The 13,176-nt window shown below is 65.0% G+C and carries 13 protein-coding genes; 4 read left to right on the forward strand and 9 right to left on the reverse strand.

The features are described from left to right. Positions 1 to 80: 80 nt before the first annotated feature. A complete protein-coding gene (locus JQ635_RS25985) occupies positions 81 to 371 on the forward strand; it encodes a hypothetical protein (RefSeq protein WP_211412617.1) in 291 nt (96 codons plus the stop codon). A gap of 44 nt (positions 372 to 415) precedes the next feature. On the opposite strand, the gene JQ635_RS25990 is transcribed toward JQ635_RS25985, so the two are convergent. The 3 genes from JQ635_RS25990 to JQ635_RS26000 form a co-directional block, all read right to left on the reverse strand. Then, positions 416 to 1,564, reverse strand: coding sequence for an amidohydrolase (locus JQ635_RS25990; RefSeq protein ID WP_211412618.1), 1,149 nt, complete (start codon positions 1,562 to 1,564; stop codon positions 416 to 418). Between the two features lie 286 nt (positions 1,565 to 1,850). Further along, entirely contained in the window at positions 1,851 to 3,044 is a 1,194-nt protein-coding gene (locus tag JQ635_RS25995) for a M20/M25/M40 family metallo-hydrolase (protein ID WP_211412619.1), read from the reverse strand. A gap of 120 nt (positions 3,045 to 3,164) precedes the next feature. Beyond that, positions 3,165 to 4,409, reverse strand: a complete 1,245-nt coding sequence (locus JQ635_RS26000) for an MFS transporter (protein ID WP_211412620.1) — start codon at positions 4,407 to 4,409, stop codon at positions 3,165 to 3,167. A gap of 262 nt (positions 4,410 to 4,671) precedes the next feature. On the opposite strand from JQ635_RS26000, the gene JQ635_RS26005 reads away from it, so the two are divergent. After that, complete coding sequence (locus tag JQ635_RS26005; RefSeq protein WP_246583753.1) at positions 4,672 to 6,090, forward strand: TAXI family TRAP transporter solute-binding subunit; 1,419 nt, start codon at positions 4,672 to 4,674, stop codon at positions 6,088 to 6,090. Between the two features lie 115 nt (positions 6,091 to 6,205). Beyond that, positions 6,206 to 6,544, forward strand: a complete 339-nt coding sequence (locus JQ635_RS26010; protein ID WP_211412621.1) for a hypothetical protein — start codon at positions 6,206 to 6,208, stop codon at positions 6,542 to 6,544. A gap of 108 nt (positions 6,545 to 6,652) precedes the next feature. On the opposite strand, the gene JQ635_RS26015 is transcribed toward JQ635_RS26010, so the two are convergent. The 4 genes from JQ635_RS26015 to JQ635_RS26030 form a co-directional block, all read right to left on the reverse strand. Beyond that, positions 6,653 to 7,069, reverse strand: coding sequence for a hypothetical protein (locus tag JQ635_RS26015; RefSeq protein ID WP_349631887.1), 417 nt, complete (start codon positions 7,067 to 7,069; stop codon positions 6,653 to 6,655). A gap of 404 nt (positions 7,070 to 7,473) precedes the next feature. After that, positions 7,474 to 7,671, reverse strand: coding sequence for a hypothetical protein (locus JQ635_RS26020; protein WP_211412623.1), 198 nt, complete (start codon positions 7,669 to 7,671; stop codon positions 7,474 to 7,476). Further along, positions 7,668 to 8,798, reverse strand: coding sequence for a PepSY-associated TM helix domain-containing protein (locus JQ635_RS26025; protein ID WP_211412624.1), 1,131 nt, complete (start codon positions 8,796 to 8,798; stop codon positions 7,668 to 7,670). The genes JQ635_RS26020 and JQ635_RS26025 overlap by 4 nt, the downstream gene beginning before the upstream one ends. Before the next feature lie 21 nt (positions 8,799 to 8,819). After that, a complete protein-coding gene (locus JQ635_RS26030; protein ID WP_246583754.1) occupies positions 8,820 to 11,060 on the reverse strand; it encodes a TonB-dependent siderophore receptor in 2,241 nt (746 codons plus the stop codon). Between the two features lie 186 nt (positions 11,061 to 11,246). Between JQ635_RS26030 and JQ635_RS26035 the strand changes: the two genes are divergently transcribed. After that, a complete protein-coding gene (locus tag JQ635_RS26035) occupies positions 11,247 to 11,960 on the forward strand; it encodes a TetR/AcrR family transcriptional regulator (RefSeq protein WP_211412625.1) in 714 nt (237 codons plus the stop codon). An 87-nt stretch (positions 11,961 to 12,047) separates the two neighbouring features. Here JQ635_RS26035 and JQ635_RS26040 read toward each other — a convergent pair whose 3' ends face one another. Together JQ635_RS26040 and JQ635_RS26045 are read right to left on the reverse strand one after the other, a co-directional pair. Continuing rightward, on the reverse strand, positions 12,048 to 12,314 hold the full coding sequence (locus tag JQ635_RS26040; protein ID WP_211412626.1) for an HGGxSTG domain-containing protein: 267 nt from the start codon (positions 12,312 to 12,314) through the stop codon (positions 12,048 to 12,050). Beyond that, positions 12,311 to 12,910, reverse strand: a complete 600-nt coding sequence (locus tag JQ635_RS26045) for a hypothetical protein (protein WP_211412627.1) — start codon at positions 12,908 to 12,910, stop codon at positions 12,311 to 12,313. The genes JQ635_RS26040 and JQ635_RS26045 overlap by 4 nt, the downstream gene beginning before the upstream one ends. Between the last annotated feature and the right edge of the window lie 266 nt (positions 12,911 to 13,176).

The raw sequence follows: 13,176 nt of genomic DNA on the forward strand, positions 1-13,176 counted from the left end.
AGGCGACATGGCCGGGTAGCCGGCATCTCCTATTCCCGGCAGGCGCGGCTTCGCAATGTCACCGCGATAGGAGAAGAATGATGTCGATCAGACTTGGTGTGACCATCGTCGCAGCTACGGTGTTGTTCTGGCCGGTTTCGAGCCTCAGGGCGGGAGAGGGCGCGCGCGCCGGCGCCCGCTCGATGATCGTCCCGCCCGGCAGTCTCGCCCCGACAAGGTTCGCGGACCTGTTCCGGCAAGCTCCCGTCGGACACCGGCAGCCGCGGCCCAGCGACCTGCTCGAGCCTGTGCAGGCCTCGCCCGTCGACGCCGAGCTGCGACGTCTCGACGAGGAGATCGATCGCAAGCTGGTCATCTGTCGCGGCTGCTGACCATGCCGGAGGCGGCGAGCGCCAGGCCCGCCGCCCTTCGCATGCTAGTTCGCGCTCAGCGCCGTCTTGGCGACCTCGGCCATCCAGCTGGATGCGACGGGAAGGATCGCGTCGTTGAAATCGTAGCGCGGGCCGTGCAGCTCGGCGCCGTCGCGCAATTCGCCGTTGCCGATCCAGACGAAGGCGCCGGGCCGGTGCTTGAGGTAGAAGGCGAAGTCCTCGCCGGCCATGCTCGGTGCGAGATCGCGGCGAACGGGTGCCTGCACCTTCTCGGCGGCGAGGCGCGCGAGGCCGGCCTCGGCCGGGGTGTTGATGACAATGCCGACGCCCATGACGATCTCGGGCGTGACCTTGACGCCGAAGCTGGTGGCGATGCCGGCGCAGGTCCGTTCGATCCCACTGAGGATGGTGTCCTTGATCTCCTCGCGATGAAACCGCAGCGTGCCGCGGATCACCACCTTGCCCGCGATCTGGTTCGGCGCGGTGCCGCCCTCGATCGTGCACAGCGAGAGCACTGCGGTGTCGAGCGGATCGACGCTGCGCGAAACGACCGATTGCAGCGCGACGATCAGGTGGCCGGCGGCCATCACCGGATCGCGCGTCAGATGCGGCATGCCGGCGTGTCCCGCATGGCCCTCGATGGTGATGGTGACGCGCCCGCCGGAGGCCATGACGACGCCGTCATGCACCGCGATGCTGCCGGCCTGAAGGCCGGGCCAGTTGTGGAAGCCGAACACCCGTTCCATCGGAAAACGCTCGAGCAGCCCGTCCGCGACCATCGTGCGCGCGCCGCCGTAACCTTCCTCGGCCGGCTGGAAGATGAAGTGGACCGTGCCGCTCCAGTCGGTATCGGCAGCGAGCAGCGCCGCCGCGCCGAGCAGCGAGGCGGTGTGCCCGTCATGACCGCAGGCATGCATCACGCCCGGTGTCGTCGAGGCGTAGGGTAGGCCGGTATCCTCGGTGATCGGCAGCGCATCCATGTCGGCGCGCAGGCCGACGCGGCCCTGCGCAGATCCGCGCCGCAACGTTGCGACGATGCCATGGCCGCCGACATCAGCCTCGAACGGAATGCCGAGCTCGGTGAGCTTGTCCTGCACGAAGGCGGCGGTGGCCTTCTCCTGGAGGGACAGTTCGGGGTGGGCATGCAGATGCCGGCGCCACGCGGTCAGTTTCTGGTGCAGCTCGGGTGTCAAGGCAGGGGATCTTTCACTGGGAGGGCCGGCTTGCAGCCAGCATAGCCGAATATTGGGCCGAAGCATCAAGCGCCAGCGAATGCCCCGCGTGCAGCAATGCGCGTTGCCTCTCCCTCGTCATTCCGGGGCTCTTCTTCGTAGGGTGGGTTAGCTGGCGGCCGCGCGAAGCGCAGTCCGCTGGCGTAACCCACCACTTCTGTCTTTGCGGATACCAACAGTGGTGGGTTACGCCTAGCGGTTTGCGCTTCGCGCAATCCGCGGGGCTAACCCACCCTGCGAACCTGACTCACCGCATCGTCGCAACCTGCAGCGCCAGCGCACACGCGCGATCATATTCGTCGAGATTGATCCATTCGTCGACCGTATGCGCCTCGTTCTGGCCGGCGCCGAAGGTGACGGTCGGAATGCCGTGGCGGACCATCCAGTTGGCGTCGAGGCCGCCATTGGCGGCGCGCACGTTCGGGGTTCCGCCCACGGCAGACACCGCCTCGATCGCGCGTCGGACCACGGGGAGGTTCTCCTTCATGCGGAACGGATAATAGTCGGTCTCGGCCTTGAACTTGACCTTGCCGGACTTGCCTTGCGCGTTGGTCACCTTCTTGGCCGCCTTCTCGAACGCGGCCTTGTAGGCCTTCGTGATCTCCTTGAAGAATTTTCCGTCGTGGCTGCGGCATTCGCCGCGCACATGGACGTAGTCGGTGACGACGTTGGTGGCATCACCCGCGGGGCGGCCTTCGCCGCCGGTGACGGGGCCGACATTGCTGGTGCCTTGCTGCTTGCCCTTCACCACCTTGCCGAACCAGCCGCCGGCCTTCACCTCGGCGAGCGCGAGGGCCATGATCATGGTCGAGGAGATGCCGCGCTCGGGCGCGACGCCCGCATGCGAGGCGCGGCCAAAGATCTCGACGGTCCAGCGGTCGGCGCCGACGGCGCCGATCACGACGTTGGAAGCCGAGCCGCCGTCATAGTTGAACGCCATCACCGGCTTGCCGAGCTCGTCCAGCTTGACGTGGCGCGCGCCATAGAGCCCGCTCTCCTCGCGCACGCAGAACAGCAGTGTGATCGGCGGATGATCGAGCTTCTGTTTTGCCAATTCGGCCGCCAGCGTCACCAGCACGCCGCAGCCGCAGCGATTGTCGCCGCCGAGCGCGGTCTTTGCCTCGTTGACGATCTTGCGTCCGGACTTCTTCGGCTTGGCGCCGGCGCAGAGCGGCACCGTGTCCATGTGGGTCATGAACATGATGCGCGGCTGGTTGTGCAGCGCGCCGCGGCCGGGCAGGTCGACGATGAGGTTGCCGGTTTCGGTCGGCACGGGAATGCGCGTATTGGCATCGTCGAGCCGGATCGCCTTCGCCGGCACGCCGGCCTCCTTCAGCGCGGCGGTGAGCTCACGCCCGATTGCCGCCTCCTGTCCGGTGACGCCCTCTACAGTGAGGAAGCGCATGAGACGATCGGTGGCGGCTTTGTGGTCGACAGGCATGGACTGGAATTCCCTTGATGCAGATAGCGGCGCGGCGCGAACGCGTAGGATGGGTAGAGCTCTTCGCGAAACCCATCACTTCCCGGCAAGAAGAATGGGTTTCGCTTCGCTCTACCCATCCTACGAATTCGACGTCGTATAAGTCAAAAAGATCAGCACGCCGAACACCAGCGCGGCCGCCATGAACAGCAGCACGGCCGGCAGCCCCGCGAGCGCCGCCACCGCGCCGGTGACGGACTGCATCAGCGCCGTGCCGAGAAAGAAGGCGAGGTTGACGGCCGCGAGCGCTTTCCCTGCGACCTGCGCGTCGACGAGTTGCCTGGACATGCCGAACAGCAGCGGCTGCGCGGAGGTGAAGAGCCCGATCAGCACGAACAGTGCCAGATCGTAGTACGGCGGCATGACGGTCACGCCGAACAGCCATGCAACGGCAAAGTGCGGTGCGCCAAGTGCCATCAGCGCGAGCAGCAGGGCGGCGAACGCGTGCGTGCCGGCGACCAGCTCGCGGCGGCGGCCGAGCCTGCGGTCGATCATGCCGACGATCAGGGGACCTGCGATCATCGCCAGCGTGAACGCGCCGAGCTGGTTGCCGGCCTCGACCCGCGTCAGTCCCTTGACCTCCATCAGCCATGGCCCGCCCCACAGGCCGCGGAGCACCAGCGAGCTCGCCAGCGACACCAGCGCCAGCGCGATCACGCCGCGCAGCGGCCGCGACAGGCCGAGCCTTAACACCTCGATCATCTGCGACAGCGGCGAGGAGTCGTCCTTGTGCTCGGCCGGCTGGCTCGGCACCAGCACGAACACCGCGAGCGCGACGAGGACGCCGCCGATCGCGGAGATCCAGAACCCCGCCCGCCAGCCATAATGGTCGATCACGAAGGCGAGCGGGCTCGACGACAGCAGCATGCCGATATTGCCGATCGAGAGGATGGCGCCCGACCACAATCCGAACCGCGCGGCGGACAATTGCTTGGCCGCGAGCGTCATCGGGCACATCAGCATGCCCGAGGTCGCGACGCCCAGCATGAACTGCCCGACCGCAAAGCTCGAAGGTCCCGTCGCAAACCCCGAGGCCACCGCGCCGAACACGGTTCCTGCCAGCAGGCCGAGCGACACCGGCCGCACGCCAAACCGGTCCATCGCCGCGCCGACCGGGATCTGCGAGGCCGCAAAGGCAAAATGATAGACGGAGGTCAGGCTCGCCAGCGCCTGCGGCTCGATGCGGAAATCCGACGCCATCAGGTCGAGACTGACGGCCGGAATCGTGCGCAGCAAGGTCGAGAGCATGTGCCCGCAGGCGAGCGCCACCAGCGCGAAGATCAGCGCGCGGCTGGCATCGCCCGCGTTATCACTGGCAGCACCCATTGAGCATCCGTCCCGACAAGCTTTTTGGTGCCGTTACACGATCGGAGGGCGCGTGCCAACAGCGGGAGGTGCATGTCGGCGCAGAGCCGACCAGACGTGGGGGCAGATCAGTCCAGAAACGGGCCGGGGGTCGTTCTCGAAGGGGGATGCCCGGCGATTGCAGGCATCAGTCAATATGAACCAAGCGGGCCGCCAAGACGTTGTTCTCGGGAAAACGCGGTATGCTTGGAATCGGCAAGCACCCTGATCTGCGGCAGCGGCAATGTCTTCGTCCGAGAGTACAAGTCAGACGACCGGTGAGGCGGCCCGCCGAGAGCGGAGAAGAAGCAATTCCCTACTGCTGGCCCTCGCAGTTGGATTTCTTGTTTTTGGCGCCGCAACGGGTGCGCTCTATTACGCGTTGCGGCCGGAGACGCTCCGGATTGCCGTCGGGCCGCCTGGCAGCGACGATGAGAAGGTCGTCCAGGCGATGGCCGATGCCTTCGGCAGCGAGAGTCGAACTGTCCGGCTGTCCCCGATCAAAACCGAGGGCGCGGCGGAGTCTCTTGCCCTGCTTGGCGCCGGCAAAGCCGACCTGGCCGTCGGTCGCGGCGACCTGGACATGCCTGCCGAGGCGCAGGCCGTTGCGGTCGTGCGCAAAAACTTCGTTGTGCTTTGGGCGCCGTCCGGACTTGCGGGCAAGAACTCGAAAAGGAAGCACTCGCCGAAAATCAAGGAAGTCGCCGATCTCGCCGGACGCCATGTCGGTGTCATCGGGCGGACCGCGGCGAATGCCGCCTTGCTGCGGGTCGTCCTGAGCAGCTCCGGCGTAGCGGCGGACAAGGTCGCGATAACGCACTTTGGCACGGACCGCATCGACGAACTGGCGCGCGATGCGAGCCTCGATGCATTCATGGCGGTCGGGCCGCTCGATAGCAAGATCACTTCGGACGCCGTCGCTGCAACGGCGCGCACGCGTGGCGAGCCGAAGTTTCTCGCCATCGAGACGTCGGAAGCGATCGCCTTAAAGCACCCCCGGTATGAATCGGAGGAGATTCCACCCAGCGTCTTCAATGCGGATCCAGCCTGGCCGGGCGACAAGGTTGAGACGGTCAGCGTCAGTCACTTCATCGTGGCAAAAAAGACCTTGTCTGAAACGACTGTGGCCGCCTTTTTTCGGCAGCTCTTTGCCGTACGTCAGGCGATCGCGAGGCAGGTGCCGGGTGCTGCCCACATCACCAAGCCGGACCTCGAGAAGGACACCGAGCTGCCGGTACATCGGGGGGCGGCGGCGGTGATCGACGGCAATGAACGCACCTTCCTCGACCGGTATGGCGATTACTTCTGGTTCGGGCTCCTTCTGCTCTCCGGGATCGCTTCGGCCGTCGCCTGGTTGCGTCGCTATCTGAATCGCGACGAAAGGGAGGAAAACACCAGCCATCGCAAGAGAATCCTGACCATGGTTTCTAGCGCGCGAACCGCGGACTCCAACCAGGAGCTTCTGTCTCTGCAGCGTGAGGCCGACGCCATCATCCATGAAACGCTCGAATGCTACGATGATGGCGCTATCGAGGAAGAAGAACTCGCGGCATTTGGGCTGGTGCTTGAGCTGTTGAGCAATGCCATCGCGGAGAGACGAGCCGCGCTGCAGCGCGCCAATTTCGAAACCGTTCGAGGCGCCGCAACAGCGCCGCGAGGGTGAGGCGTCGGACTAATCTGCCGTCGGCGATCTCCGCGGTGCCGCGAGCGCACGCATCAGTCGCTTGCCTCGATTACCCCTTTGTGCTGGCATGCCGAGATCGACCGGGAGAAGCGTCATGCAAGGATATGTCGCTCGCGCCAACATCGACCACTATATCGGCCTTCTGAACGGGAACGATCTGCCGCCTCATAACCGGGACACGATCCTCAAGCTGCTGATCGCGGAAGAAGACACGCTCAGCCGTGACCTCGAACATCTCGAATTTGCGGAAAGCCGGGCGGCGAGCGGCCGCCAGCGGCTGAACCATCTGATGCGCCTGCGCAGCGCTTTTGCGCCCGGCACGACCGAGCGCGCGCAAGCCGACCGGCTGGTGGTCAACTTCGAGAAGCTCCAGGCGCTGCTGGACGAGCTCTGTCATCGCCTGCGCGACAAGGTCAATGCGCGGGGCGTCTAGAGCATGATCCGAAAATGTGTGAAGCGGTTTTCCGAAAAGATCATGCTCAAACAATAACCTAAAGCGCGATGAGATTCGTCGCAATCTCATCGCGCTTTAGGCGCCCGCTCACCCGACCCGCGGATTCACCACCGCATAGCCCCGCAATGATCGCGCGTGGATGCGGGTGGCCCGGCCTCCTGAATTGCCGTCATACGCCATCCACACGTCTCCGCCGACATGCTGCTCCAGAACGAAGACGTGTCCGTGCCGTGCGGCGACCATTCCCGGCGCGGGCGATGTTCGCGGAAAGCGCAGCCAGTTGGAGGCCAGGTTCAATCCCGGGACGATGTGGCCAAACACGCGTATCGACGCCGCGCAACCGCAGAAGGAGCGCGGGCAGCCGGATGGACGGCCGCCGACGACCTGGCCTGCACCTTCCACTGTTGCAACCCGCATGACGGCAACACGTCCCGTTCCCTCGCGCGGCGCGCGAAGGCGCGATGCCGTCGCGCGCATGTTCGAGCCGGAGAAGTCGCAGGGCATGATGACGTTGCACTCGCGCGGCGGCGCCGCGAGGATCGATCGAGCGGGGCGTGCATCGGCAGCGCCCGATGAAATCGCGACAATGCAAGTAAAGGAAAACGCAAACGCAACATGACGACGCATCGCAGGTCTCCAGGTTCATGAAGCCTGCCCCGCCGCAGAGAAGGAACAATCCTGGACCAAAATACGACGGCGAACCGGTGCGAAATGAGGAAACTTTGTGACACCCTTAACGTAAGTTAAGTGAACGCCGGCCGGGGCGCCGCTACGTCAGCTCGCGCAGCAATTTCAGCGCGTCATTCAGCAAGGAATCGATCTGCCTTCGCTCGGCGATCACTTCTCTCGCGAACAGCCCATGCTTGCGCGCATTCCGGTTTCCGCCGGGCGCGCCGGTCGTCGCGGTGTCAGGATTGTTCGGGCGGCAACAGGCCGCGAACGAGATAATATCCGCTGCATAGGCAAGGCACCGCCAGCGTCACCCACGAAAGGGGCCACCAGAAGCCCCCTTCACCGATCAGGGCCGCGAGCAGACCGAACAGCGTCACGAGCGCCAGCAGCGCCGGGATCGCCCAGGGCGCTTGCCTGGTCCGGCCTGTCGTCATTGGGCGGGCTCAGCCGGGACTGCTCCCACGGCGTCGACGACAGCACGGCCCGAGCGCCATTTGGCGAGCCAGAGATACAGGCCGCTGATCAGGATGATCATGGTGACGATGTCGAGGATCGCCCAGATGATCTTCAGCGGCAACCCGCCGTAGTCGCCGAAATGCAGCGGCTGCGACACGAACAGAGCCGTCGCGTACCATGGCATGTCGCGAACCGCGACGACTTCGCCGCTGGCGGCATCGACGATGGCCGGTTTGAGGATGCGGCTCGTGAGCGGCGTATCGCCGGTCAGGAACGCCGCGTAATGCGTGGGCGTGGAAAACGGGCTGCCCGGAAAGGCGAGCGTCGTGACCGTCATTCCCGGCACGGCTGCACGGACCCTGGCGAGCACCAGGTCGACCGGTGCCTTGCGATCGTCTTGCGCCTGTCCGCTGTTTTGCGCCGCCATCTCGATCAACTGGTTCGACTGCCACATCAGCTCGATCGGCGCCGCCAGCGTATTGATCACGCCCGTCAGCGTGACGATGCCGAACCAGGCCAGCGTGATGATGCCGAGCAGATTGTGGAGGTCGAGCCAGCGCAGCCGGTGGCTGTGCCGCTTGCGTATCTCGCCGAACCTGAGGCGCCGCGCAAACGGCCCGTACAGGACCATGCCAGAGACGATCGATACGGCCAGCAACAGTCCCATGCCTCCGAGGAACAGCGTGCCCTTGATGCCGGCAAACAAATCGGCATGAAGCCGCAGCATGACATAGATGAAGCCCTCATTGGGCTGGTCGGCGCTGAGTGCCTTGCCGGTCCTGACGTCGAACACCTTGTAGAAGAAGGTGTCCGGGGCAGACGTCATGCTGGCGGCCGTCGGTATCTTCACGATCGGTTTCTCGCGATCGTAGAACAGATACGGCACGACCTCACCCGGCCGCCCGGCGAGCGCCTGGGCGATCATCGTGTCCACGGACGCGCGGCTGCCGGAATCGGCGACCTCGTCGATCGCGGGGCTTGGTCCCAGCTCCTCGTGAAAGATGAGGGGCAGTCCCGTGAGACAAAGGAGCAGCGCAAAGATCGTGCAGATCAGGCTGCTCCACTTGTGAATCCAGGACCACCACCGCAGCCGTGTCGCTGTCATGGCCGGCACAGCATCATGCGATCACCACCGGTAGCGCAGGCCGGCGAGCGCGAGCCGGCCGTTTCCGAACTGGCAGTAGAAGTTGGAGCTGCAACTGGTGTAGTAGCTCTTGTCGAAGAGGTTGGTGACGTTCAGCGTGACCTCCGCGCCCTTCCAGGCGCGCACGAGATTGGCGAGGTCGTAGCGCACTGCGGCGTCGAACACGACGTATCCCGGCGAAACCAGGCTGTTGATGTCGTCGCCATAGCTCGGGCCGACCGAACGGACGCCGCCGCCGATGGTCAGGCCGGCGAGGCCGCCGGTGAGAAAGCTGTAATTGGCCCACAGCGACTCGAAATGCGTCGGCACGGCCTGCGGGCGCTTGCCGATCGCCGTGAGGTCGGTCGATCGGGTGACCTTGGTGTCGAGGAAGGTCGAGGCCGCGATGATCTCGATGTTCTCGGTCAGCTTGCCGCGCGCCTCCAGCTCGACGCCGCGCGAGTGGATCTCGCCCTGCTGCACGCTGAGGCCCGCAACAGCGGACGGCGTCAGCGTGTTCTGCTGGCGCAGGTCGAACACGGCTGCGGTGAACAGCATGTCGACAAAGGCCGGCTTGTATTTCACGCCGCCTTCATACTGCTCGCCCGTCGTGGGCACGAAGGGCAGGCCGCCGGGCCCGACACCGATGGTCGGCTCGAACGACGTCGAATAGCTGACGTAAGGCGCCAGACCGTTATCGAAGAGATAAAGCAGACCGGCGCGATAGGTCTGCTTGTCGCTGTCCTGCGACGTCTTGGCCAGCGAGATCCGGTTGTCGTTGTTCTGCTCGGTCCAGTCGTGCCGCGTGCCGAGCGTCAGGCGAAAGCCGCCGAACTTCATCTGGTCCTGGACGTAGATGCCGGTCTGCGACAGCGACTGGTCGTTGTTGATGAACGGAAACAGCGTTCCCACCGGCTGATAATAAGCGGGGTTCACGACGTCGAGCGAGGTTGCGGCGCCGAACTGATAGAGCCATGAGCTGCGCGCGTTCTGCTGGTCCCAGCCGGCGAGCACGGTGTGCTCGACCTCTGATGTCCTGAAGTCGAAGCGCAGGCGGTTGTCTGCGGCGATGCCGTCGGCGCTCTCGGTGGACCGGATCGCCGCGCGGGGAATCGTGCCGGCCGCGGTGATCGGGCCGAACATCTGAAGCGACTGGAAGTCGGTATCGACCTTGGCGTAGCGCAGCGCCGAGTGGAAGCTGACGACGTCGTTCAGGCGGCGGTCGAACACATAGCCGACACCCGATTGCTCGCGGTCGAAACGATCGAACCCGGGATCGCCGATGTTCAGATTGCGATTGAGATACGGCCGGTATGCTGCCGGCGCCAGCGATTGCGGATAGAGCGAGTTGAAATATCCGCCCTTGGGATCATGCTGATAGAAGCCGGATACCGTCAGCTGCGTATCGGCGTCCGGGCGCCACGTGATCGCCGGCGCCACGCCAAAGCGCTGCTCGTCCACGTCGTCATAGCGCGTGCCCGACATCCGGCCGATCGCGCTGATGCTGTAGAGCCATTGATGCGCAGCATCCAGCGAACCCTGGCTGGTGATGCCGCCCTGGATGCGGCCGTAGCTGCCGCCTTCGATGCGCACCTCGTTGTAGGGGACGTCGCTCGGCTGGCGGCTGACCAGATTGACGAGACCACCGGGGCTGATCTGCCCGTACAGGACGGCCGAGGGGCCCTTGATGACCTCGATGCGATCGAGCAGGAACGCGTCGATCGACGTCACCGCGAAAGCCTGGCCGCGCGGCAGCTTCAATCCATCCAGGAAGCTGACGAAATTGGTCGAGATGCCGAAGCCGCCGATGCCGCGCAGGAACACGCTGTCATAGCGCGTGGTCGCATCCACTTCGGAGAGGACGCCTGCCGAGTATCTGAGGGCATTGCCGACGGTCTGCGGATTCTGCTCGTCGATCTGCCGGCGCGTTACCGTGGTGACCGATTGCGGAGTCTCCAGTACGGGCGTGGACGTCTTCGTCGCCGTCGACTGGTTGGTGGCAAGCACCCGGTCGCGCGTGTCCTGCCGGCCTGATGTGGATGCCGCTGCTGGAGCAGCCGGCGCCGGTGCCGTCGGATTGCTCCTCGCCCGGGCGCTGCGCCGCGTCGTCACCTGTTGACGCTGTGATGCGACGTTGCGCGCCGCCCGTTGCGCTTGCGGTGCGTCCACCGTGACCGGCGGCAGCGCGGTGTTTTGCGCAAAGGCCGGCACGTCGAACGCCAGAAAAGCAGTAGAACCAAGCAAAAGTGCCGCACCTCGCAGAGTCCGCTGCGATCCCCCGGTCATTCCCATTTCAAAACCCCAACCAAAATCTGCGGACCGGCTTAAAACAAAACGGGACGGAACTGTCCAGTTATGCGGTTGGCATTTTCGAGTATTTAGAACTATTAAAAGTCCAGCGGATGATTCCGGGACCTCGCAGGGGAAGGCATGAAGACGGCAGTGAAGACCGGCAAGCGCAGCAGGACATCCGCCAAGGCACCCGTCAGCAAGCGTGTCGGCGCAAGGCGGGAAGGCCGTGGCGGCCGGCCGACCAAGGCGGAAGCGCAGGCGATCGAAGACCGGATCCTTTCGGTTGCGGCAGAATTGTTCGCCAGGGACGGCTATGCTGCGACATCCATGGAGCGCGTCGTCTCGGAATGCGGCGCCGGCAAGGATACCATCTACCGGCGCTACCCATCGAAGCGCGCGATCTTCGATGCCGTGCTCGAGCGGAGCCGCCGCCGCATCATGGCGCTCCTTGCCGATCTTCAAGTCAGGCAGTCGGGTCAGAACAGCCTGGCGCAGCTCAAGGAGCTGGCGAGTTGTCTCCTCGACATCAATCTCGATCCGGAGCTGGTGGCTTTCAAGAGGATCGCCGCGAGCGAGATGATGGTGGCTCCCGGAAACGACGCCGAGCCGGCGCCGGACGCCATCATGTCGCTGCTGCGGGCCTCCGTGACCAAAGCCCAGTCCGATCAGCGCCTCGTCTCGGGCGATACGAACTTCCTGACCGACTTTCTCATCAACAGCATCATCGTCGGCCCGACCACGCTGGCGATGTTCGGATTCAAGCCGCTCGCCTCGGCCAAGGAGCGGAAGCTGTATTTCGACAAGGCATGGAAGCTGTTTCTTGGCGGCGCTGTCGGACGGCAGGACAGGTGAGGGCTGCCGGTCGCCTTGACGGTCTTTTGGCTGGCCGATATACCGGCGACGCGCCGCTGTGACCGCTGGATGACGCGGCTGCGCAGATCAGGCCAGCTCCTTCAGCAGTTTGTGCGCGTCGCCCAGCAGAGAACCGATCTGCCTTCGCTCGCTGATCGCTTCCCCAGCGAACCGTCCATGCTTGCGCGCGTTCCGGTTTCCTGGCGGCGCGCCGCATCCCGGTGCGCCGCCGTGCATGCGGCAGCGCGCCTTGCCGTGCGCGGCCGGCGAACGGCAGGCCGTGCCGTTGCGGGTCATGGCGCCACAGCGCGGACTGGCCCGCATCCGGAGGGTGTTGCGGGTGTGGCCGGTCATACGACACTACCTTGTCTTGCTTCGCTCTGGCTCTCCGCAACGATCACATTCGCATGCTGCGTGAGGTTCCCCACGATCGCCTTGCCGCCGTCCTGCACCGACAGGTTCTGCACGGTGATCGCGCGCTCGCCGCTGTTGCGATGGCGGCTCAGGGCCTCGGTCTGTGCTGCGAAGGTGCGGGCCAGCCGGGTCAGGGCGCGCGTGGCGCTTTCCTGTTGCGCAAGGTCGTCGGTGAAGGCAAGGCGGCAGGCGGAGCGCATCGCCATGGCGTGAACCGCCACCATCTGCGCCGCGAGCATGGCCTCGATGGAATCCCTGGGCGCGATGCTCTTCATCATCGAGACCATGAAGGCGAGATTGGCCTCGTCCGGCTTCTGCCCGATCACGCTCGCCTTCATGAGCTGCTTCAGGATGCCTTGCAGCGCGTCGCGATCGACCGCGCCGAGGGCGTCGGCGAGCAGGCGCTCGCCGGCTTGCTGATCGGGATGGTCGATCGCAATGCGCCGCCGATGCAGCCTGATCCGCGGGCTTGCCGGTCTGCCGTAACCGTTCGCCGCGATGGATGTCGTGCTGGTGTGTTCCAGAGCTGTCGTCATGTCGATGTGTCCCTTGCCGGTGCACGCGCGGGCTCGCGTGAAGCGAAGCCGATCGCGCTTTGCGCGGCGGTTGCGATTTTCAGATGTCGATGCGGGATTTACGCGGAGCTGCCGCGAGGCGCCCATGGCCGGGCGGGCCGGATGCTCACGGTGATCGCGATGATGCCATTCTGCCACTGTTTTGCCCGACGAGGCTGGGCAAGAATGTTGCTTTTTGGGAGTTGATGTAGGATTCGTCTTATGGCGAATCGCACTTTCAAGACCGG

The sequence above is a fragment of the Bradyrhizobium iriomotense genome (assembly GCF_018130765.1).
GTDB lineage: Bacteria > Pseudomonadota > Alphaproteobacteria > Rhizobiales > Xanthobacteraceae > Bradyrhizobium > Bradyrhizobium iriomotense_A.

Excerpts from the sequence above, each read along its gene's own strand:
- JQ635_RS25985 (WP_211412617.1), top strand. The coding sequence starts at position 81 with ATGTCGATCAGACTTGGTGTGACCATCGTCGCAGCTACGGTGTTGTTC.
- JQ635_RS25995 (WP_211412619.1), bottom strand. The coding sequence starts at position 3,044 with ATGCCTGTCGACCACAAAGCCGCCACCGATCGTCTCATGCGCTTCCTC.
- JQ635_RS26000 (WP_211412620.1), bottom strand. The coding sequence starts at position 4,409 with ATGGGTGCTGCCAGTGATAACGCGGGCGATGCCAGCCGCGCGCTGATC.
- JQ635_RS26005 (WP_246583753.1), top strand. The coding sequence starts at position 4,672 with ATGTCTTCGTCCGAGAGTACAAGTCAGACGACCGGTGAGGCGGCCCGC.
- JQ635_RS26010 (WP_211412621.1), top strand. The coding sequence starts at position 6,206 with ATGCAAGGATATGTCGCTCGCGCCAACATCGACCACTATATCGGCCTT.
- JQ635_RS26015 (WP_349631887.1), bottom strand. The coding sequence starts at position 7,069 with ATGCCCTGCGACTTCTCCGGCTCGAACATGCGCGCGACGGCATCGCGC.
- JQ635_RS26020 (WP_211412623.1), bottom strand. The coding sequence starts at position 7,671 with ATGACGACAGGCCGGACCAGGCAAGCGCCCTGGGCGATCCCGGCGCTG.
- JQ635_RS26025 (WP_211412624.1), bottom strand. The coding sequence starts at position 8,798 with ATGACAGCGACACGGCTGCGGTGGTGGTCCTGGATTCACAAGTGGAGC.
- JQ635_RS26035 (WP_211412625.1), top strand. The coding sequence starts at position 11,247 with ATGAAGACGGCAGTGAAGACCGGCAAGCGCAGCAGGACATCCGCCAAG.
- JQ635_RS26040 (WP_211412626.1), bottom strand. The coding sequence starts at position 12,314 with ATGACCGGCCACACCCGCAACACCCTCCGGATGCGGGCCAGTCCGCGC.
- JQ635_RS26045 (WP_211412627.1), bottom strand. The coding sequence starts at position 12,910 with ATGACGACAGCTCTGGAACACACCAGCACGACATCCATCGCGGCGAAC.